At 50.5% G+C, this 19,824-nt stretch carries 17 protein-coding genes and 1 tRNA gene; 6 read left to right on the plus strand and 12 right to left on the minus strand.

What is annotated here, in order from left to right:
* Positions 1-73: 73 nt before the first annotated feature.
* Together rho and trxA are read right to left on the minus strand one after the other, a co-directional pair.
* A complete protein-coding gene (rho, locus tag GBAG_RS00310) occupies positions 74-1,333 on the minus strand; it encodes a transcription termination factor Rho (RefSeq protein WP_034492237.1) in 1,260 nt (419 codons plus the stop codon).
* A 358-nt stretch (positions 1,334-1,691) separates the two neighbouring features.
* Entirely contained in the window at positions 1,692-2,021 is a 330-nt protein-coding gene (gene trxA / locus GBAG_RS00315; protein ID WP_034461718.1) for a thioredoxin TrxA, read from the minus strand.
* Between the two features lie 131 nt (positions 2,022-2,152).
* Here trxA and rhlB point away from each other — a divergent pair, with 131 nt between their 5' ends.
* Complete coding sequence (rhlB, locus tag GBAG_RS00320) at positions 2,153-3,424, plus strand: ATP-dependent RNA helicase RhlB (protein WP_034461719.1); 1,272 nt, start codon at positions 2,153-2,155, stop codon at positions 3,422-3,424.
* Positions 3,425-3,431: 7 nt separating this feature from the next.
* Complete coding sequence (gene gppA / locus GBAG_RS00325; protein ID WP_034492239.1) at positions 3,432-4,916, plus strand: guanosine-5'-triphosphate,3'-diphosphate diphosphatase; 1,485 nt, start codon at positions 3,432-3,434, stop codon at positions 4,914-4,916.
* Position 4,917: 1 nt separating this feature from the next.
* Here the strand turns inward: gppA and rep are convergent, their stop codons facing one another.
* The gene (rep, locus tag GBAG_RS00330) at positions 4,918-6,939 is read right to left on the minus strand and encodes a DNA helicase Rep (RefSeq protein WP_034492241.1); all 2,022 of its coding nucleotides are present in this window, start codon (positions 6,937-6,939) and stop codon (positions 4,918-4,920) included.
* An 82-nt stretch (positions 6,940-7,021) separates the two neighbouring features.
* Here rep and ppiC point away from each other — a divergent pair, with 82 nt between their 5' ends.
* The gene (gene ppiC / locus GBAG_RS00335) at positions 7,022-7,303 is read left to right on the plus strand and encodes a peptidylprolyl isomerase PpiC (protein WP_034492243.1); all 282 of its coding nucleotides are present in this window, start codon (positions 7,022-7,024) and stop codon (positions 7,301-7,303) included.
* A 48-nt stretch (positions 7,304-7,351) separates the two neighbouring features.
* On the opposite strand, the gene ilvC is transcribed toward ppiC, so the two are convergent.
* Entirely contained in the window at positions 7,352-8,827 is a 1,476-nt protein-coding gene (gene ilvC / locus GBAG_RS00340; RefSeq protein WP_034492245.1) for a ketol-acid reductoisomerase, read from the minus strand.
* A 166-nt stretch (positions 8,828-8,993) separates the two neighbouring features.
* On the opposite strand from ilvC, the gene ilvY reads away from it, so the two are divergent.
* Positions 8,994-9,887, plus strand: coding sequence for an HTH-type transcriptional activator IlvY (ilvY, locus tag GBAG_RS00345; protein ID WP_034492269.1), 894 nt, complete (start codon positions 8,994-8,996; stop codon positions 9,885-9,887).
* On the opposite strand, the gene ilvA is transcribed toward ilvY, so the two are convergent.
* The 6 genes from ilvA to ilvL form a co-directional block, all read right to left on the minus strand.
* Positions 9,884-11,428 carry a threonine ammonia-lyase, biosynthetic gene (ilvA, locus tag GBAG_RS00350; RefSeq protein WP_156104836.1) on the minus strand — a complete coding sequence of 515 codons (1,545 nt, stop codon included), beginning with the start codon at positions 11,426-11,428 and terminating at the stop codon, positions 9,884-9,886. The genes ilvY and ilvA overlap by 4 nt on opposite strands.
* 2 nt (positions 11,429-11,430) lie before the next feature.
* Positions 11,431-13,281 carry a dihydroxy-acid dehydratase gene (gene ilvD / locus GBAG_RS00355; RefSeq protein ID WP_034492253.1) on the minus strand — a complete coding sequence of 617 codons (1,851 nt, stop codon included), beginning with the start codon at positions 13,279-13,281 and terminating at the stop codon, positions 11,431-11,433.
* Between the two features lie 61 nt (positions 13,282-13,342).
* Entirely contained in the window at positions 13,343-14,275 is a 933-nt protein-coding gene (locus tag GBAG_RS00360; protein ID WP_034461730.1) for a branched-chain amino acid transaminase, read from the minus strand.
* Between the two features lie 19 nt (positions 14,276-14,294).
* A complete protein-coding gene (ilvM, locus tag GBAG_RS00365; protein WP_034492255.1) occupies positions 14,295-14,552 on the minus strand; it encodes an acetolactate synthase 2 small subunit in 258 nt (85 codons plus the stop codon).
* Positions 14,549-16,195 (minus strand): acetolactate synthase 2 catalytic subunit, encoded by a 1,647-nt coding sequence (gene ilvG, locus GBAG_RS00370; RefSeq protein WP_034492256.1) that lies wholly within the window; start codon positions 16,193-16,195, stop codon positions 14,549-14,551. The genes ilvM and ilvG overlap by 4 nt, the downstream gene beginning before the upstream one ends.
* A gap of 138 nt (positions 16,196-16,333) precedes the next feature.
* A complete protein-coding gene (ilvL, locus tag GBAG_RS21900; RefSeq protein WP_072009493.1) occupies positions 16,334-16,432 on the minus strand; it encodes an ilv operon leader peptide in 99 nt (32 codons plus the stop codon).
* Positions 16,433-16,787: 355 nt separating this feature from the next.
* On the opposite strand from ilvL, the gene GBAG_RS00375 reads away from it, so the two are divergent.
* Positions 16,788-18,308: a YifB family Mg chelatase-like AAA ATPase gene (locus tag GBAG_RS00375; RefSeq protein ID WP_034492258.1), complete on the plus strand. Its 1,521-nt coding sequence runs from the start codon at positions 16,788-16,790 to the stop codon at positions 18,306-18,308.
* A 27-nt stretch (positions 18,309-18,335) separates the two neighbouring features.
* Here the strand turns inward: GBAG_RS00375 and GBAG_RS00380 are convergent, their stop codons facing one another.
* Entirely contained in the window at positions 18,336-18,674 is a 339-nt protein-coding gene (locus GBAG_RS00380; RefSeq protein WP_034492261.1) for a MaoP family protein, read from the minus strand.
* Between the two features lie 119 nt (positions 18,675-18,793).
* Between GBAG_RS00380 and hdfR the strand changes: the two genes are divergently transcribed.
* On the plus strand, positions 18,794-19,618 hold the full coding sequence (gene hdfR / locus GBAG_RS00385) for an HTH-type transcriptional regulator HdfR (protein WP_034492262.1): 825 nt from the start codon (positions 18,794-18,796) through the stop codon (positions 19,616-19,618).
* A gap of 79 nt (positions 19,619-19,697) precedes the next feature.
* Here the strand turns inward: hdfR and GBAG_RS00390 are convergent.
* Positions 19,698-19,773, minus strand: a tRNA-Trp gene (locus GBAG_RS00390).
* Positions 19,774-19,824 lie beyond the last annotated feature (51 nt).

The following is a 19,824-nucleotide window of genomic DNA, read 5'->3' on the forward strand; positions in this document are numbered from 1 at the left end:
GTTAATTCTATATCGTATATACCACTAAAGAAAAACGCCACGTCTAAGCGTGGCGTTCCCCGAGTTTTGTTGCTTACGAGCGCTTCATCATATCGAAGAAGTCTTCGTTGGTTTTCGTCATCGCCAATTTGTTGATGAGGAATTCCATTGCATCAATCTCACCCATTGGATGGATGATTTTGCGTAAGATCCACATTTTCTGCAGTTCTTCCTGGGTAGTCAGCAGCTCTTCTTTACGTGTACCTGAACGATTATAGTCGATAGCAGGGAATACGCGTTTCTCAGCGATTTTACGCGCCAGATGCAATTCCATGTTGCCGGTACCTTTAAATTCTTCGTAGATAACTTCATCCATTTTAGAACCGGTATCAACCAGAGCCGTTGCGATGATAGTCAAACTACCACCCTCTTCCACGTTACGTGCAGCACCAAAGAAACGTTTTGGACGATGCAGGGCGTTCGCATCCACACCCCCCGTCAGTACTTTGCCTGATGCAGGTACAACGGTGTTGTAAGCACGAGCCAGACGAGTAATGGAGTCGAGAAGAATAATGACGTCTTTCTTATGTTCAACAAGACGCTTCGCCTTCTCGATGACCATTTCAGCAACCTGAACGTGGCGAGATGCAGGTTCGTCAAAGGTGGACGCGATAACTTCGCCTTTCACCAGACGCTGCATCTCAGTCACTTCTTCCGGACGTTCGTCGATCAGCAGAACCATCAGCACGCAGTCTGGGTGGTTATATGCAATGCTGGTTGCAATGTTTTGCAGCAGCATGGTTTTACCGGCTTTAGGCGGAGCCACAATCAGGCCACGCTGGCCGCGACCGATTGGCGATGCCAGATCCAGTACACGAGCGGTTAAGTCTTCGGTAGAGCCATTACCACGTTCCATGCGTAAACGAGAATTTGCATGCAGCGGGGTTAAGTTTTCAAACAGGATTTTGCTACGCGCATTTTCTGGTTTGTCGTAGTTAACTTCGTTAACTTTCAGCAGCGCAAAGTAACGTTCACCTTCTTTCGGCGGACGAATCTTACCGGAGATGGTATCCCCTGTGCGGAGGTTGAAACGGCGGATTTGGCTGGGAGAAACGTAGATGTCATCAGGACCGGCGAGGTAGGAGCTGTCTGCAGAGCGGAGGAAACCAAATCCGTCCTGCAATATCTCCAGCACACCGTCACCAAAGATATCTTCGCCACTCTTCGCGTGTTGCTTCAGGATGGAGAAAATAATGTCCTGCTTGCGCATACGGGCTTGGTTTTCCAGCCCCATATTTTCGCCGAGAGTAATCAGCTCAGAAACCGGCGTATTCTTTAATTCGGTAAGATTCATAATGGTGGGTTCTTAAACTCGGGGTAAATCTCGAACATGTATCGTGAATGGTATGGCAGGATCATCCATGCCTGTTTAATGGCCACCACCACATGTCTTATCGCTGCCTGGTCATAGGAAAAACGCAGAACTGAAACGACACGACGGAATGGGTGATATGCCCGAAATCGATTATGCGACCTGATGTTCACTGTAAAACAGCGTCTTAGTGAAATTTAACGGGAAGCATTGGGTATTACAAAGATTCAAACTACAAGACAAGTTCAAAATGCAGTAAAAGTAACTTAGCATGACTGACGCCGGGCGTCCAGCAGCTCACAAAAAATTGCAAACCGCGCACGCACCGGCTGAGATTCCGTTATGCCAGATTAGCGTCGAGGAACTCTTTTAACTGGCCTTTAGACAGCGCACCAACTTTGGTCGCAGCCACTTCACCGTTTTTGAACAGCAACAGAGTTGGGATACCACGGATACCATATTTTGGCGCCGTGCCCGGGTTCTGATCGATGTTCAGTTTAGCAACGGTCAGATTGCCCTGATATTCATCAGCGATTTCATCAAGAATCGGGGCGATCATCTTGCATGGACCACACCACTCCGCCCAGAAATCAACCAGAATCAACCCATCAGCTTTTAGCACGTCCGTGTCGAAACTGTCGTCAGTCAGGTGAATAATTTTATCGCTCATGTTCTACTCCGCAGGATTGTGTCTACCTTGTTGGTGTAGCCTCAACCAACTTGGGGTGACTTTATTTCACCCCGTTTATTTCAACGGATGTGCTTTCGTAAAGCAATAGTAAACTGATATTCTACCACACTATGAGCAAAACACATTTGACCGAACAGAAGTTTTCCGACTTCGCCCTGCACCCTAAGGTGATTGAAGCCCTTGAAAATAAAGGGTTCCATAACTGCACCCCAATTCAGGCACTGGCACTACCGCTGACACTAGCGAATCGTGACGTTGCAGGGCAGGCGCAAACCGGTACTGGCAAAACGATGGCGTTTTTAACGTCAACGTTTCATTATTTACTCTCTCACCCGGTTCCAGAGAATCGCCAGGTGAACCAGCCGCGTGCATTAATTATGGCTCCGACTCGTGAACTGGCAGTGCAAATTCACTCTGACGCAGAGCCACTAGCACAATCGACTGGCTTGAAACTCGGCCTGGCATACGGTGGCGATGGCTACGATAAACAGCTTAAAGTGCTGGAAAGTGGTGTTGATATCCTTATCGGCACAACGGGCCGTCTTATCGATTACGCAAAGCAAAACCACATTAACTTAGGCGCAATTCAGGTTGTGGTTCTGGATGAAGCCGATCGCATGTACGATCTGGGCTTTATTAAAGATATTCGCTGGTTGTTCCGTCGTATGCCTCCGGTGACTCAACGCCTGAACATGCTGTTCTCCGCCACATTATCTTACCGTGTGCGTGAACTAGCATTTGAGCAAATGAACAACGCGGAATACGTGGAAGTTGAACCGGAGCAAAAAACCGGCCACCGTATTCAGGAAGAGCTGTTCTACCCTTCTAACGAAGAGAAAATGCGCCTGCTTCAGACGCTTATCGAAGAAGAGTGGCCAGATCGCGCAATTATCTTTGCTAACACCAAACACCGTTGTGAAGATATCTGGGGTCACCTCGCAGCTGACGGGCATCGTGTCGGTCTGTTAACCGGCGATGTTGCTCAGAAAAAACGTCTGCGTATTCTTGAAGAATTCACCCGTGGTGACCTCGATATTCTGGTCGCAACTGACGTTGCAGCGCGTGGCTTGCACATTCCATTAGTGACTCACGTGTTCAACTACGATCTCCCGGATGATTGCGAAGACTACGTTCACCGCATTGGCCGTACGGGTCGTGCTGGTGAAAGCGGCCATTCCATCAGTCTGGCATGTGAAGACTACGCGCTGAATTTGTCCGCCATTGAAACCTACATCGGTCACTCAATCCCGGTCAGCAAGTACAAAACTGAAGCACTGTTAAGCGAACTTCCTCCACCGAAGCGTTTGACTCGCGCCCGCCCGGGTAACGGTCCACGCCGTAATGGTGGCGCGCCCCGTGGTAATCGCCGTCGCACAGGTTAAATAATTTATGCTCAGCTCCACCTCACTGTATGCTGCAATAGATTTAGGCTCGAATAGCTTTCATATGTTGGTTGTACGTGAGGTGGCAGGGAGCATACAAACCCTTGCACGGATTAAGCGAAAAGTCCGCCTGGCTGCGGGTTTAAGCAAAGAAAATACGCTTTCACGTGAAGCAATGGAGCGCGGGTGGCAATGCCTGCGCTTGTTTGCTGAACGTCTCCAGGATATCCCCCAGCCCCAAATTCGAGTGGTCGCCACCGCAACTCTCCGTCTTGCCACCAATGCCAATGAATTCATTGAGCAAGCTGAAAAAATCCTTGGCTGCCCGGTGCAAATTATTCAAGGCGAGGAAGAAGCACGTCTGATTTATCAGGGAGTTGCTCACACGACCGGTGGAGCCGATCAGCGATTAGTTGTTGATATCGGCGGAGCCAGTACCGAACTGGTGACGGGAACCGGCGCGCAAACTACCGCTCTCTTTAGCTTATCAATGGGTTGCGTGACCTGGCTTGAACGTTTCTTTAGTGACCGAAACTTAGCAAAAGAAAACTTTGATGATGCGGAGGCCGCAGCAAAAGAAGTGCTTCGCCCCGTTTGCGATCGGTTAAAACATCATGGTTGGAAGGTGTGCGTCGGTGCGTCGGGTACCGTGCAAGCCTTGCAAGAAATCATGATGGCGCAGGGAATGGACGAGCGCATTACGCTGGCAAAGCTCCAGCAATTAAAGCAAAGAGCCATTCAGTGCGGGCGTCTTGAAGAGCTAGAAATTGAAGGCTTAACGCTAGAAAGAGCACTGGTATTTCCAAGCGGGCTGGCGATTTTGATCGCAATCTTCGAAGAATTATCAATAGATTGTATGACACTTGCCGGTGGCGCATTGCGCGAAGGCCTGGTGTACGGGATGCTTCATTTGACCGTTAATCAAGAAATCCGCAGCCGCACGGTGCGTAATATTCAGCGCCGTTTTATGGTCGATACCAGCCAGGCAGAACGTGTCCAACAGCTGGCTCAGGCTCTTGCAAATCAGGTCGCAGATGCATGGAACCTCACACCGCTCAGCATTGAAATGCTTAACAGCGCCGCTTTGCTTCATGAAATTGGCCTGAGTGTGGATTTCAAACAAGCGCCGCAACACGCCGCTTATCTGGTCAAAAATCTTGATCTTCCCGGCTATACGCCCGCGCAGAAGAAACTGCTGGCGACGCTGATGCTGAATCAGACCAACCCGGTCGATCTCTCTTCTCTCCACCAGCAAAACGCCGTACCGCCGCGTATTGCCGAAAATATTTGCCGCCTGTTACGGCTGGCTATTATTTTTGCCAGCCGCCGTCGCGACGATATCTTGCCTGAAATCACGTTGAGTGTGGAAAGTGAGAATTTGCAACTTGAGCTGCCTGAAAAGTGGCTAGAATGCCACCCTCTCGGTGCAGAATTGCTTGCGCAAGAAAGCCTTTGGCAAAGCTATGTCCACTGGCCTTTGACGATTAAGTAACTTAGCTTTTACGCGCTTTTGCCAGCATTTCACGGATGTTGGCAACATTACTCTGGCCTTTATTCATCCGCTCCTCTGGCGAAACAACCTTACGTTCCGTTTCCCATTGCAAATCATCTTGCGGTAATTCAAGCAAGAAACGACTCGGTTCCGGGCGAATTAATTCACCATATTGTCGGCGCTCTTTGCACAGCGTAAAAGTCAGCTCTTTCTGCGCACGGGTAATTCCTACGTACGCGAGACGGCGCTCTTCGTCGATATTGTCTTCATCAATGCTGCTCTGATGCGGAAGAAGCCCTTCCTCCATTCCCACTAAAAATACATAGGGGAATTCCAGCCCTTTCGAGGCATGAAGAGTCATCAGTTGAACCTGATCGGCTTCTTCATCACTTTCACCGCGTTCCATCATATCGCGCAGCGTAAAGCGAGTGACCACCTGAGTTAACGTCATCGGTTCGTCGATTTCTGAACCCTCAAGCATCTCCGTCATCCAGCTAAACAGTGTATTGACGTTCTTCATGCGCATTTCGGCAGCTTTCTGGCTGGGAGATGTTTCGTACAGCCAGCTTTCGTAATCAATGCCGTGAATCAAATCGCGAACCGCCGCAATAGGCTCACGCTCAGCCAAAGTGGCCACTTCACGAAGCCAGTGAGTAAAACGCTGGAGTGACTCAAGGCCGCGCCCGCTTAACGTCTGACTCAGGCCCATATCGAAACTGGAGAGAAACAAACCTTTATTACGTTGCATCGCCCAGGCACCTAGTTTTTGCAACGTCGCAGAGCCAATTTCACGTTTTGGAGTATTCACAATCCGCATGAATGCACTGTCGTCATCCGGATTAGTCAGCACGCGAAGATAAGCCAACAGATCTTTGATTTCCGGACGCGAGAAGAACGAAGTGCCACCAGAAATGCGATAAGGAATACGGTTCTGCATCAGCATCTTTTCAAATACGCGCGACTGGAAATTCCCGCGATAAAGTATGGCGTAGTCTTTGTAGTTGGTTTTATTGATAAAGTGATGAGCAATCAGCTCGCCAGTCACCCGCTCGGCTTCATGATCTTCACTATTTGCCGTCACCACTTTTAGCTCGGCGCCGTATCCCAGCTCAGAAAAAAGGCGCTTTTCAAAAACGTGCGGGTTGTTGGCAATAAGAATGTTTGCCGCCTTCAGAATACGTCCGGAAGAACGGTAATTCTGTTCAAGCTTAATGACCTGCAATGCGGGGAAATCCTGGCTCAACAGCACCAGGTTTTGTGGTCTGGCACCGCGCCAGGAGTAAATTGACTGGTCGTCATCACCTACCACGGTGAACCTTGCCCGCGCACCGACCAGTAATTTCACCAGTTCGTACTGGCTGGTGTTGGTATCCTGATATTCATCCACCAGCAAATAGCGAATGCGATTTTGCCAGCGTTCCCGTACTTCCTCATTACGTTGTAAAAGCAGCGTCGGCAGCAAAATCAGATCGTCAAAATCCAGCACATTGCAGGATTTCAAATGCGTATCATATAGGCCATAGCAATGAGCAAAGATTCGGTCACGCTCGCCTTTGGCCTGCGCAGCGGCCTGCGACGGCGACATCAGATCGTTTTTCCAGTTTGAGATCGTCGAGATCAGTTGCTGCAATAATGTCTTATCGTCTTCAAGCAACCCTTCTGTCAGATCTTTCAACAACGCCGTCTGGTCGGTGTCGTCGAATAACGAGAAGTTAGACTTCATCCCCAGTGCCGCGTACTCACGTTTAATGATCTCAAGGCCTAAGGTATGGAAAGTGGAAATCAATAAGCCGCGCGCTTCTTTGCGCCCCAGCGTTTGCGCCACGCGTTCTTTCATCTCACGCGCCGCTTTATTGGTAAAAGTCACGGCAGCAATATGGCGAGCCTGATAACCGCATTCGCGGATCAAATACGCCATTTTATTGGTGATAACACGTGTTTTGCCCGAGCCAGCGCCCGCCAGGACCAGGCAGGGTCCAGTAACAAATTCGACGGCTTGTTGTTGGCCAGGGTTTAAACGCATAGGGTCACTCAGTGAAAGTCAGGAGGGGAGAAAAAGTACATGGTATTATATCCACCATAATCCATACCACCAAGGCACTATCATGGCAAAAACCGCGGCAGCATTGCATATCCTTGTTAAGGAAGAAAAACTGGCCCAGGAAATTCTGACTCAGCTTCAGAATGGCGGCGATTTCGAAAAGCTAGCTAAAAAACATTCCACATGCCCATCAGGCAAAAAAGGTGGTCACTTAGGTGAGTTCCGCCAGGGCCAGATGGTTCCAGCGTTCGATAAAGTGGTGTTCTCCTGCCCGCTGCTGGAGCCATACGGCCCGCTGCACACGCAGTTCGGTTACCACATCATCAAAGTGTTATACCGTAATTAACAGAAAGGCCGGGGAATTCCCCGGCCTTTTTATTTTCTGGCTTCGCGATTAACCCGCGACAGCAATACGTTTCATATCTTTCATATAACCGCGCAGTTTCTTACCAACGGTTTCGATTTCATGGTTACGAATCGCTTCGTTAACATCACGCAGTTGTGCGTTATCAACCGCACCGGCTGGGATTTCTTTACCCAGATCACCTGCCTGCAGCGTGGTCATGAACTCTTTCAGCAATGGCACTGCCGCGTAAGAGAACAGGTAGTTGCCGTACTCAGCGGTATCAGAGATAACCACGTTCATTTCATACAGACGCTTACGGGCGATGGTGTTCGCAATCAGCGGCAGCTCGTGCAGTGATTCGTAGTAAGCTGATTCTTCGATGATGCCCGCATCAACCATGGTTTCGAATGCCAGCTCAACGCCCGCTTTCACCATTGCGATCATCAGAACACCTTTATCGAAGTATTCCTGCTCGGAAATTTTACCGTCAAACTGTGCAGCGGTTTCAAAAGCAGTTTTACCGGTCTCTTCACGCCAGGTCAGCAGGTTCTTATCGTCATTTGCCCAGTCAGCCATCATGCCGGAAGAGAATTCGCCGGAGATGATGTCGTCCATATGTTTCTGGAACAGCGGAGCCATAATTGTTTTCAGTTGCTCTGACAGCGCATAAGCACGGATTTTTGCCGGGTTGGACAAGCGGTCCATCATCAGCGTAATGCCGCCTTGTTTCAGCGCTTCGGTGATGGTTTCCCAGCCGAACTGAATCAATTTTTCTGCATACGTTGGGTCGGTGCCTTCTTCCACCAGCTTGTCGAAGCACAGCAGGGAACCCGCTTGCAGCATGCCGCACAGAATAGTTTGCTCACCCATCAGGTCAGATTTAACTTCTGCAACAAAAGAAGATTCCAGAACACCAGCACGATGACCGCCAGTGGCAGCAGCCCAGGCTTTAGCGATGGCCATGCCTTCGCCTTTCGGATCGTTTTCTGGGTGAACCGCAATCAGAGTCGGAACACCGAAACCACGTTTGTATTCTTCACGAACTTCAGTACCCGGGCATTTTGGCGCAACCATCACCACGGTGATGTCCTTACGGATTTGCTCGCCCACTTCAACCACGTTAAAACCGTGGGAGTAACCCAATGCTGCACCATCTTTCATCATCGGCTGAACAGCCTTAACAACCGCAGAGTGCTGCTTGTCTGGCGTCAGGTTAACAACCAGATCCGCTTGCGGGATCAGTTCTTCGTAGGTGCCAACTTTAAAACCGTTTTCGGTCGCTTTACGCCATGAAGCGCGTTTTTCAGCGATAGCTTCTGCGCGCAGAGCGTAAGCAACATCCAGACCGGAGTCGCGCATGTTCAGCCCCTGGTTCAGGCCTTGTGCGCCACAGCCGACGATGACGACTTTTTTGCCTTTGAGGTAGCTTGCTTCATCGGCGAATTCTGCACGCGCCATGAAACGACATTTACCCAGTTGCGCCAACTGCTGACGCAGGTTCAAAGTGTTGAAATAATTAGCCATCGTGGTGGTACTCCGTAGTCGTTGTGTTGTGCTTTTATAAGGTTCGCCAGCCGTGTCTTGCTTGCGATAATGAACTCACTATATGACAGGAAATGCGTTGCTTAAATTGATATATTAACAACGTGACGTTGCAATTTATGCAACGTAAAGACGAGGGCTGATGACCATGGATTTACGCGACCTGAAAACGTTTCTTCACCTCGCAGAAAGCCGCCATTTCGGCAGAAGCGCCAGGGCTATGCACGTCAGCCCATCCACGCTTTCGCGTCAAATCCAGCGCCTGGAAGACGATTTAGGCCAGCCTTTGTTTTTACGCGATAACCGCACCGTTACGCTGACTGAGGCCGGAGAACAACTCAAACAGTTCGCTCAACATACGCTTTTGCAATATCAGCAAATGCGCCACACCATCGGGCAAGAAGGACCATCACTCACCGGCGAGCTACATCTTTTTTGCTCCGTCACCGCCGCGTACAGTCATTTACCGCCAATTCTCGACAGATTCCGTGCTGAGCATCCCAATGTGGAGATCAAACTAACCACCGGCGATGCCGCCGATGCGGTAGAAAAAGTGGATTCAGATGAAGCGGATCTTGCGATTGCCGGTAAGCCAGAAACGTTACCGCCCGGCGTTGCTTTCTCGATTCTGGATAACTTATCCGTGGCACTTATCGCACCCGCACTGGCCTGCCCGGTACGTGCTCAGGTTAATCAGCCCGATCCTGATTGGGCGAAAGTGCCGTTTATTTTGCCGGATCAAGGTCCAGTGCGTCGTCGAATTGAGCTGTGGTTCCGCCGCCAAAAAATCAGTAATCCGTTTATTTATGCGACGGTTGCGGGCCATGAGGCGATGGTTTCAATGGTAGCGCTGGGTTGCGGCGTGGCGCTGATTCCAGAAATCGTGCTGGAAAATAGCCCGGAACCGGTGCGCAACCGCGTGCAGGTTCTGGAACGAAACGATGAAACCACGCCGTTTGAGCTGGGCGTTTGCGTACAAAAAAAGCGGCTCAATGAGCCGCTTGTGCATGCGTTCTGGAAATTACTGCCCGGTAACCACTAACCCGCGAGGAAGAAGCGGAATGCCGGGTTGTTGGTTTCGTCATGGCAATCGTAACCCAACTCATTGAGACGGGTTTCAAAATCCGGTTCGTTTTCACCCAGTTCAAACGCCGCCAAAACACGGCCATAGTCGGTGCCATGGCTGCGGTAGTGGAACAGGGAAATATTCCAGTGTGTGCCGAGCGTTTGCAGGAATTTCAGCAAAGCGCCTGGCGACTCAGGGAATTCGAAACTGTACAACCGCTCGCGCAGTGGCTTAGACGGACGCCCGCCCACCATGTAGCGCACGTGCAGTTTCGCCATTTCGTCATCAGACAAATCGACAACGCCATAGCCGCCAGCATTCAATAGTTCGATAATTTCATGTCGTTCTTCCACGCCACGCGTCAACCGAACACCGACGAAAATGCAGGCTTCTGACGAATTCGAATAGCGATAGTTAAACTCAGTGACCGGTCGACCACCCAGCACCTGGCAGAATTTCAGGAAGCTGCCTTGCTGCTCAGGAATGGTGACCGCCAGCAATGCCTCACGCTGTTCACCCAGCTCGCAACGTTCAGAAACGTAACGCAGGCCGTGGAAGTTAACGTTTGCCCCGGATAATACGTGAGCGAGGCGTTCACCACGGATCTGATGCTGCTGGATGTACTTTTTCATCCCCGCCAGCGCCAGAGCGCCAGACGGTTCAGCAACCGCACGAACATCTTCGAACAGATCTTTCATCGCAGCGCAGATAGCATCGCTATCCACCGTGATGATGTCGTCGAGGTATTCCTGGCACAGACGGAACGTTTCATCGCCGATGCGCTTAACCGCGACGCCTTCAGCAAACAAACCGACGCGCGCCAAATCAACGGGCTTGCCCGCATCGAGTGCCGCTTTCAGGCAGGCTGAATCTTCCGCTTCAACGGCAATCACTTTGATTTGTGGCATTAGCTGTTTAATCAACACCGCCACACCCGCTGCCAGACCGCCGCCGCCAACCGGAACAAAGATGCGGTCGATATGTGCATCTTGTTGCAGCAGTTCCAGCGCCAGAGTGCCCTGCCCGGCAATGACTGCCGGGTGGTCAAACGGAGGAACGTAAGTGAAACCTTGCTGCTGAGAAAGTTCGATGGCTCGAGCTTTCGCTTCATCAAAGTTGGCACCGTGTAGCAGAACTTCACCGCCAAATGCGCGGACGGCATCGACTTTGATATCCGCTGTCGAAACCGGCATCACTATCAAAGACTTGATACCTAAACGTGTTGAAGAAAGCGCAACACCTTGAGCGTGATTGCCCGCTGAAGCGGTAATCACGCCACTGGCTTTTTGTTCACTGTTCAGCCCGGCAATCATGGCGTATGCGCCGCGCAGTTTGAAACTGTGTACTGGCTGGCGGTCTTCACGTTTCACCAGAATGACGTTATCCAGCCGTGAGGAGAGCTTTTCCATCTTCTGCAACGGTGTGACCTGCGCGACTTCGTAAACCGGAGCGCGCAGCACAGCTCGCAGATATTCCGCCCCACAAGGGGCGTCAGGTAGCGGTTGTGACTCGGCCATCATTAGCCTCCAAGCTTACTTTTATCGCGCACCGCGCCCTTATCGGCACTGGTGGCAAGCATTGCGTAAGCGCGCAGAGCGAAGGAAACCTGGCGTTCACGCGCACGTGGAGTCCAGGCTTGCGCACCGCGAGCTTCTTGCGCTTCACGACGTGCAGCCATTTGCTGCTCGTTCAATTCCAGTTGGATGCCACGGTTTGGGATGTCGATGGCAATCATGTCGCCATCTTCAATCAGCGCGATATTGCCACCGCTTGCTGCTTCCGGAGAAACGTGGCCGATAGAAAGGCCGGAAGTCCCGCCGGAGAAGCGCCCATCAGTGACCAGCGCACAGGCCTTGCCCAGCCCCATAGATTTCAGGAAGGTTGTTGGGTAGAGCATTTCTTGCATGCCCGGCCCGCCTTTTGGCCCTTCGTAACGAATAACAACAACATCACCCGCTACCACTTTGCCACCAAGGATTGCCTCAACCGCATCATCCTGGCTTTCGTAAACTTTTGCAGGGCCACGGAATACCAGGCTTTCGTCGTCCACACCCGCTGTTTTAACAATGCAGCCATTTTCGGCAAAGTTGCCGTAAAGAACCGCCAAACCACCTTCCTGGCTATAGGCATTTTCTTTGGAACGGATACAACCGTTTTGGCGGTCAACATCCAGAGAATCCCAGCGGCAGGACTGTGAGAAAGCTTTTGTGGTACGAATGCCCGCCGGACCTGCGGAGAACATGCTTTTCACGCTTTCGTCTTTGGTCAGCATGACATCGTACTGTTCCAGCGTTTGCGTCAGGGTCAGACCCAGAACGTTTTTCACATTGCGATGCAGTAAGCCACCACGATCCAGTTCGCCCAAAATACCGATTACGCCACCCGCACGGTGCACGTCTTCCATATGGTATTTCTGGGTGCTCGGCGCGACTTTACACAGCTGAGGCACTTTGCGAGAAAGCTGGTCGATATCCGTCATGGTGAAATCGAGTTCGGCTTCCTGAGCGGCCGCCAGTAAGTGCAGAACGGTATTCGTTGAGCCGCCCATCGCAACATCCAGCGTCATGGCGTTCTCAAACGCTTCTTTGCTGGCGATGCTACGTGGCAATGCACTTTCATCATCCTGCTCGTAATAACGTTTGGTCAGCGCGACGATGCGTTTACCGGCATTCAGGAACAACTCTTTACGATCGGAGTGCGTTGCCAGCAGAGAACCGTTACCCGGCTGAGACAGGCCCAGCGCTTCTGTCAGGCAGTTCATGGAGTTAGCCGTGAACATACCGGAACAGGAGCCACAAGTTGGGCATGCAGAGCGTTCTACCTGCTCGCTTTGCTCGTCGCTCACTTTCGGGTCAGCGCCCTGAATCATCGCATCAACCAGGTCGAGCTTGATGATTTGGTCAGACAGTTTGGTTTTCCCGGCTTCCATCGGGCCGCCGGAAACGAAGATGACCGGAATGTTCAGGCGCAAAGAGGCCATCAACATCCCTGGGGTGATTTTGTCGCAGTTGGAGATACATACCATGGCATCGGCGCAGTGTGCGTTGACCATGTACTCCACGGAGTCGGCAATCAGCTCGCGTGACGGCAGAGAATAAAGCATGCCGCCGTGGCCCATGGCGATACCGTCATCAACGGCAATGGTGTTGAATTCTTTAGCTACGCCACCGGAGGCTTCGATTTGCTCTGCAACCAACTTACCCAAATCGCGCAGGTGAACGTGTCCTGGTACGAATTGAGTAAAGGAGTTCACTACCGCAATAATTGGCTTGCCGAAATCGTCATCGGTCATCCCAGTTGCGCGCCACAAAGCGCGGGCACCCGCCATATTACGGCCGTGGGTGGTGGTGGCTGAACGGTACTTAGGCATGCTTATTTACTCCAGTCTGTCTGTCGAGCGGACGGTAATCACCATCCGCTTAGTTATATTTTTACTTAGGGTTGACCTGATCTAACCAGCCCCATTTATCTTCTGTTTCGCCAGTGAACAGACCAAAGAATGCCTGTTGAATGCGTTTAGTGACCGGGCCACAACGGCCTTCACCCACTTGAATGCGGTCTACGCTACGAACTGGCGTGATTTCCGCAGCAGTGCCTGACATGAACACTTCGTCTGCCAGGTACAGAGATTCGCGAGACAACACTTGCTCACGCACTTCGATACCCAGATCTTTTGCCAGTGTGATAATCGCGTCACGGGTAATGCCTGGTAATGCGGAAGAGGTAAATGGCGGGGTAAACAGGATGCCGTCTTTCACTTCAAACAGGTTTTCACCTGCGCCTTCTGACAGGTAGCCGTTCACGTCCAGCGCGATGCCTTCTTGATAACCATGGCGACGAGCTTCGCTGCCAACCAGCAAGGAAGAAAGATAGTTACCGCCCGCTTTCGCCGCAGTTGGAATGGTGTTTGGCGCTACACGGTTCCAGGAGGAAACCATCGCGTCGATCCCTTGATCCAGCGCTTCTGCGCCGAGATATGCACCCCATGGGAAGGCTGCGATGATCACATCCGTGGTGTAACCGTCTGGCGGGTTCACACCCATACCGACATCACCAACAAACACTAATGGGCGGATATACGCGCTGGTCAGGTTATTTTTACGAATAACGCTACGGCAGGCCTCCATCAGCTCATCAACACTTTGTGATACAGGGAAACGATAGATTTTTGCGGAGTCACGCAAACGCTGCATGTGTTCACGATGGCGGAACACCACTGGGCCAATGTGAGATTCGTAGCAACGGATACCTTCAAATACCGATGTGCCGTAATGCAGCGCATGGGACATTACATGGACCTTTGCCTCGCCCCACGGGGTCATCTCACCATTGAACCAGATGTAATCAGCTTTCTTCGTCGTCATTGTTCTCTTCCTTCTGCGCTCAGGCGCGGATTTGTTGTGTTGTTTGTTGCTGGATTTCGACGCGACCAACGTCCACCAGTTTGCTTAATTGACTAAACAGTAATTCGACAGGGCGCAGGCTGGCAACGGTCAATTCAATATTAATATCGTCAGTATTCCCCAGCGTGACCATGTTCATAGAACAAACCTGAAAACCGCGATGGCGCACGACGCGTAACACGCGCTCCAGGGTTTCTGGACGAAAACGGGCCGTTACTGCGAGCTGATGTTGCATCATGATAATTTCTCCAGCATTTGTGAGTTACTGGCACCGGGCGGTACCAACGGCCAGACGTTTTCGTACTCATCAATTGAGACGTGAAGCATGTACGGGCCATCGCTGTTCAACATCGTTTCGATGGCAACTTCTACCTGGTCTTTACGAGTAATGTGTTGGCCTGGGATACCAAAGGCGCTGGCCAGCATGAGGAAATCAGGATTATCGGAGAGGTTGGTTTCACTATAACGTTCGGAGAAAAACATTTGCTGCCACTGGCGAACCATTCCTAAACGCTGGTTATCCAGTAAAACGATTTTCAACGGCAGCTGTTTTCGTTTTACGGTGCCCAGCTCCTGAACGTTCATCATGAAGGAGCCGTCACCCGAGATACAGATAACCGTATCGTTCGGTCGCGCAACCTGCGCGCCAACTGCCGCCGGTAAACCAAAGCCCATTGTCCCCAGCCCACTGGAAGTAATGAAATTTTCCGGGCGCGTGAAGGACATATGCTGAGCCGTCCACATCTGGTGCTGGCCCACATCGGTAGTCACCACGCATTCCTGTGGCTTGCGGTCAGAGATTTGTTTTAGTAATAACGGAGCAAAAATGGCTTCGCCGGGATGATCGTAACGCCATGGGTTTTCAGCGCGCAAAGTGGCAACATCTTGCTGCCAGTCAGCGATATCCAGAGGTTGCTGCAACGCCTGTAATAACTGGACCAAATCCCCCTGCAACCCAACGTGTGCCTGGCGCAATTTGCTTAATTCAGCCGGGTCGATGTCCATATGGATAACTTTCGCGTGCGGGGCAAAGGTATTCAGCTTGCCAGTAACGCGGTCATCAAAGCGTGCGCCGACGGCAATCAGCAAGTCGCACTCTTGCACCGCAAGGTTCGCCGCTTTGGTGCCGTGCATGCCCAACATACCGGTATAAAACGGATTGTCCGCCGGAACCGCACCCAGGCCTTTCAGCGTGACGGTGGAAGGCATATTAGTGACGGCGATAAATTCGCGCAGCGCCGGAACTGCCTGTGCCATACCGACACCACCACCGACATACAACATAGGTTTGCGAGCGTTCGCTATCATTTCATGAGCCTGTTGCAGCTCGGCATGTGGCATTGCGAAATCATCTTCAACCGTCGACAACCACGGCTCCAGATCCCCTTGCGCTAACTGAATGTCTTTAGGGATGTCGACTAATACCGGGCCGGGACGGCCAGAATTTGCGATTTCAAATGCTTCAGCGAGCACGCGAGGTAAATCTTCAAAAGATTCAACGAGGAAACTGTGTTTAGTGCACGCGAGGGATAATCCTAAAACATCCACTTCCTGGAAAGCATCGGTACCAATGAATGGGGCAGCGACCTGGCCTGTGATGGCAACGACTGGAACGGAGTCTAACAGCGCATCGGCAAGGCCAGTGATTAGATTGGTTGCGCCAGGTCCAGAAGTGGCGATGCAAACCCCTGTTTTTCCAGTAGAACGTGCATAGCCAATGGCGGCCATTGCGGCGCCTTGCTCATGCCGGCAGAGCAAATGTTCGACCCCGCCGTCGTATAAAGCATCGTAGACCGGCATGATTGCGCCACCCGGATAGCCGAAAACTGCCTCAACACCCTGCGCTCGCAACGCATGTACCACCCACTGTGCACCATTCATAGTTAGTTCCCCGCCTCACTACTGGAGAAACAGAATTTTATTCTGTAACGCATTATCTGTTCCTCTCCAAATTTTTTACCCAACAAAAAACCCCCGGACCTTTCGGTGCGGGGGTTTTTTTCGATTCAGGCTTGATTTTTAAGCCTTTCTTTCTCCAAGTGCAGCCCCGCACGGTGGGATAATAATCACCACCACGCTAATCACGACCAGGCTAATCACTTGTAGAAGGGCTTTCATGTTTGTTTATTCTGTCTACTTGTTCGAAGTAATGCCTACAGAGTTATCACAGTGTGTAATCAAAGCACAAGAATTTTTTATGAAGGATTTGAGTGAATAAAAATAAAATCTGATAAAAGGGTTTTATTTTCAGTAGATAACAAGATAGTGAAAATATTTCATAAAGAGCCAATTCTTATTGTTCTCACCCAGTCTTAGCGAAAAAATAATTTTTTTGCGGGGCGTGTCGCAGAAAAATTGCTGCGAAAAGAAATCCCAGCGAAAAGTCTGGAAAGCATTTCGAAGAACTCTCGTTTGATTCTTTAGTCCACATTATCAAACTGACAGGATAAAGCTCATTCCGAAGGAGCGAACTATGTCACTGGCAGTTGTAAACACAAGGGCGGCATTAGGCATTGCAGCTCCATTGGTCACCGTTGAGGTCCATATCAGCCAGGGGTTGCCGGGCTTAACCCTCGTTGGTTTGCCGGAAACCACAGTACGAGAAGCACGGGACCGGGTGCGAAGCGCCATTATCAACAGTGGATATATCTTTCCAGCCCGCAAAATCACGATAAATCTTGCACCCGCGGATCTTCCCAAAGAAGGCGGACGATATGACCTACCCATCGCTCTGGCCTTGCTGGCGGCTTCAGAGCAGCTTTCAATTGATAAACTGGAGCAATACGAGTTCGTGGGTGAACTTGCGCTTACGGGAGCACTACGCGGCGTTCCAGGTGCAATTTCATCAGCAATGGAGGCATTAAAAGCTGGAAAGAAGATCATTATTGCAGATGAAAATGCCGAAGAACTCGGTTTGATTGAGCAGCCCGGCTGCCTTATTGCAAACCACCTCACTCAAGTCTGCGCATTCCTTGAAGGAAAAGGTGAGTTATTCGCGCCAGAAAAGCTACCGCAGCCAGCGGTTGAATATGGACAAGATCTCAATGAGATTTTTGGGCAATCGCAAGGGAAACGAGCGCTGGAGATAACGGCAGCTGGTGGGCATAACCTTCTGCTTATTGGGCCACCCGGCACGGGCAAAACCATGCTAGTCAGCCGCCTCAATACATTGCTCCCCCCATTGAACGATGGTGAAGCGCTGGAGAGTGCGGCGATCATAAGCCTGGTCAATCCACACTCATTACAACAACAATGGCGTCAGCGCCCGTTCAGAGCGCCTCATCACAGTGCTTCGTTGACTGCTATGGTAGGAGGAGGAACGATTCCAAGGCCCGGAGAAATATCACTGGCGCACAATGGCGTGCTGTTCCTCGATGAGCTTCCTGAATTTGAACGCCGGGTTCTGGATGCATTACGTGAGCCTATAGAATCGGGTGAAATTCATATATCCCGAACACGAGCCAAAATTAGTTACCCAGCAAAATTCCAACTACTTGCTGCCATGAATCCTAGCCCGACAGGGCATTATCAGGGTAAGCATAACCGTTGCACGCCTGAGCAGACACTTCGCTACCTCAGCAGGCTTTCAGGGCCATTTTTGGATCGTTTTGATTTATCCGTCGAGGTCCCTCTTCCTCCACCAGGGATTTTAAGCAATCCGGGTTTGAACGTTGAAAGCAGCGTTGATGTGAGGGCGCGTGTGATAGACACGCAGCGGCGACAATATGAACGCCAACAAAAGCTCAATGCAAGGCTGGATAACCACGAAATCAAGCTGCATTGTTCTATTGAGCACAATGATGCGATCTGGCTGGAAGAGACGCTGGTGAAACTAGGATTATCGATACGAGCCTGGCACCGTTTATTAAAGGTTGCTCGAACCATTGCAGATATTCAGAAAAGTGAACAGATAGGGCGGGAACATCTTCTGGAAGCACTCAGCTACCGTGCAATCGACCGTTTATTGATTCATTTACAGCAGTTAGCAGGATAAAAAAATGGGGCTTTCGCCCCATTTCTATTAATCATCGCTTTCGGTGTAGTCTTCAACCGCATCTGCCTGTGGCTTGCCACCGGAGAGTGTGTGGAAACGCTTAGGACGCTTGATTCGCGTCATATACTTGCTCCATACACGTTCGGCATCAGTTACTGGCTCACGCTCGCCACGGCAAACCGCAACAAACAGTACTTCTTCTTCAGTACCAGGTTCACGCTTGCCGAGATCCAGCTCATTGAACGCATAACCATGGCGCTCTAACAGCTGGGCCTCTTTGATGGTGAAATCACCATGGCGAGCAAACCCGCGCGGATAATGTTTATTGTCGAAAAACCGATTAGTCGTCGTAAAGCTTTCCGCCATCCTGCACGCTCCTAATTCTCTTGGTCGAGCTATTTATGGCGCGGAGTATTAGTTACGCTTGACAGAGCGTCAAACAAAACATTTAAATCATAACGACAAATTTTTTTTGGGAGTGGGTCGTGGATACTGAATTACTAAAAACGTTCCTCGAAGTGAGTCGAACGCGACATTTTGGGAGGGCTGCGGAGGCACTTTATCTAACGCAATCAGCCGTTAGCTTCCGTATTCGCCAATTAGAGAACCAACTCGGTGTAAATCTTTTTACTCGCCATCGCAATAATATTCGGCTAACGACAGCTGGCGAGCGTTTACTGCCGTATGCAGAAAATCTTATGAGTATTTGGCTGACGGCCAAAAAAGAGGTTTCTCACACCTCACAACACAATGAATTAACGATTGGTGCCAGCTCATCACTATGGGAATGCATGCTTTCAGAGTGGCTTGTGGCACTTTATCAACAACATAAAGACCTGCAATTTGAAGCTCGTATATCCCAACGAAAGTCGTTAGTTAAGCAATTGCACGAACGACAACTTGATCTGCTGATCACGACTGAATCACCTAAGATGGATGAGTTTTCCAGTCAATTACTGGGACATTTTGACCTGGCACTTTTTTCTGCTGCTCAGAAAACGACCAAATCAGAGTTAAAGTATTTACGTCTGGAATGGGGGCCTGATTTTCAGCAGCATGAAACGGGTCTGATTAGTAATGATGGTGTTCCGGTTCTGACAACCAGTTCAGCTCAAATCGCCTACAAACTATTACAACAGCTCAATGGATGTTCATTTTTACCCGTGGAGTGGGCCAAGAAACGAGAAGGTATTTATCTTGTGCCTGATAGCACTACGCTTTCACGCCCTTTGTATGCAATTTGGTTACAAAATAGCGATAAACAGAGCACAATCAAAGAATTATTCAAGACACCACTTATAGCGCAGTAATGCGCTTTTGTCGTTCGGCGGGATATTTTAGGGGAATTTTAGGCAAAAAAAATCCTTTGCCGAAGCAAAGGATTATATATGGCAGGGGCGGAGAGACTCGAACTCGCGACACCCGGTTTTGGAGACCGGTGCTCTACCAACTGAGCTACGCCCCTAGATAACGCTTAGTATTATGCCCGCTAATTTAGCAGGCATAATTTTTTTAA

Source organism: Buttiauxella agrestis ATCC 33320 (assembly GCF_000735355.1).
In the GTDB taxonomy this organism is placed as follows: Bacteria; Pseudomonadota; Gammaproteobacteria; order Enterobacterales; family Enterobacteriaceae; genus Buttiauxella; species Buttiauxella agrestis.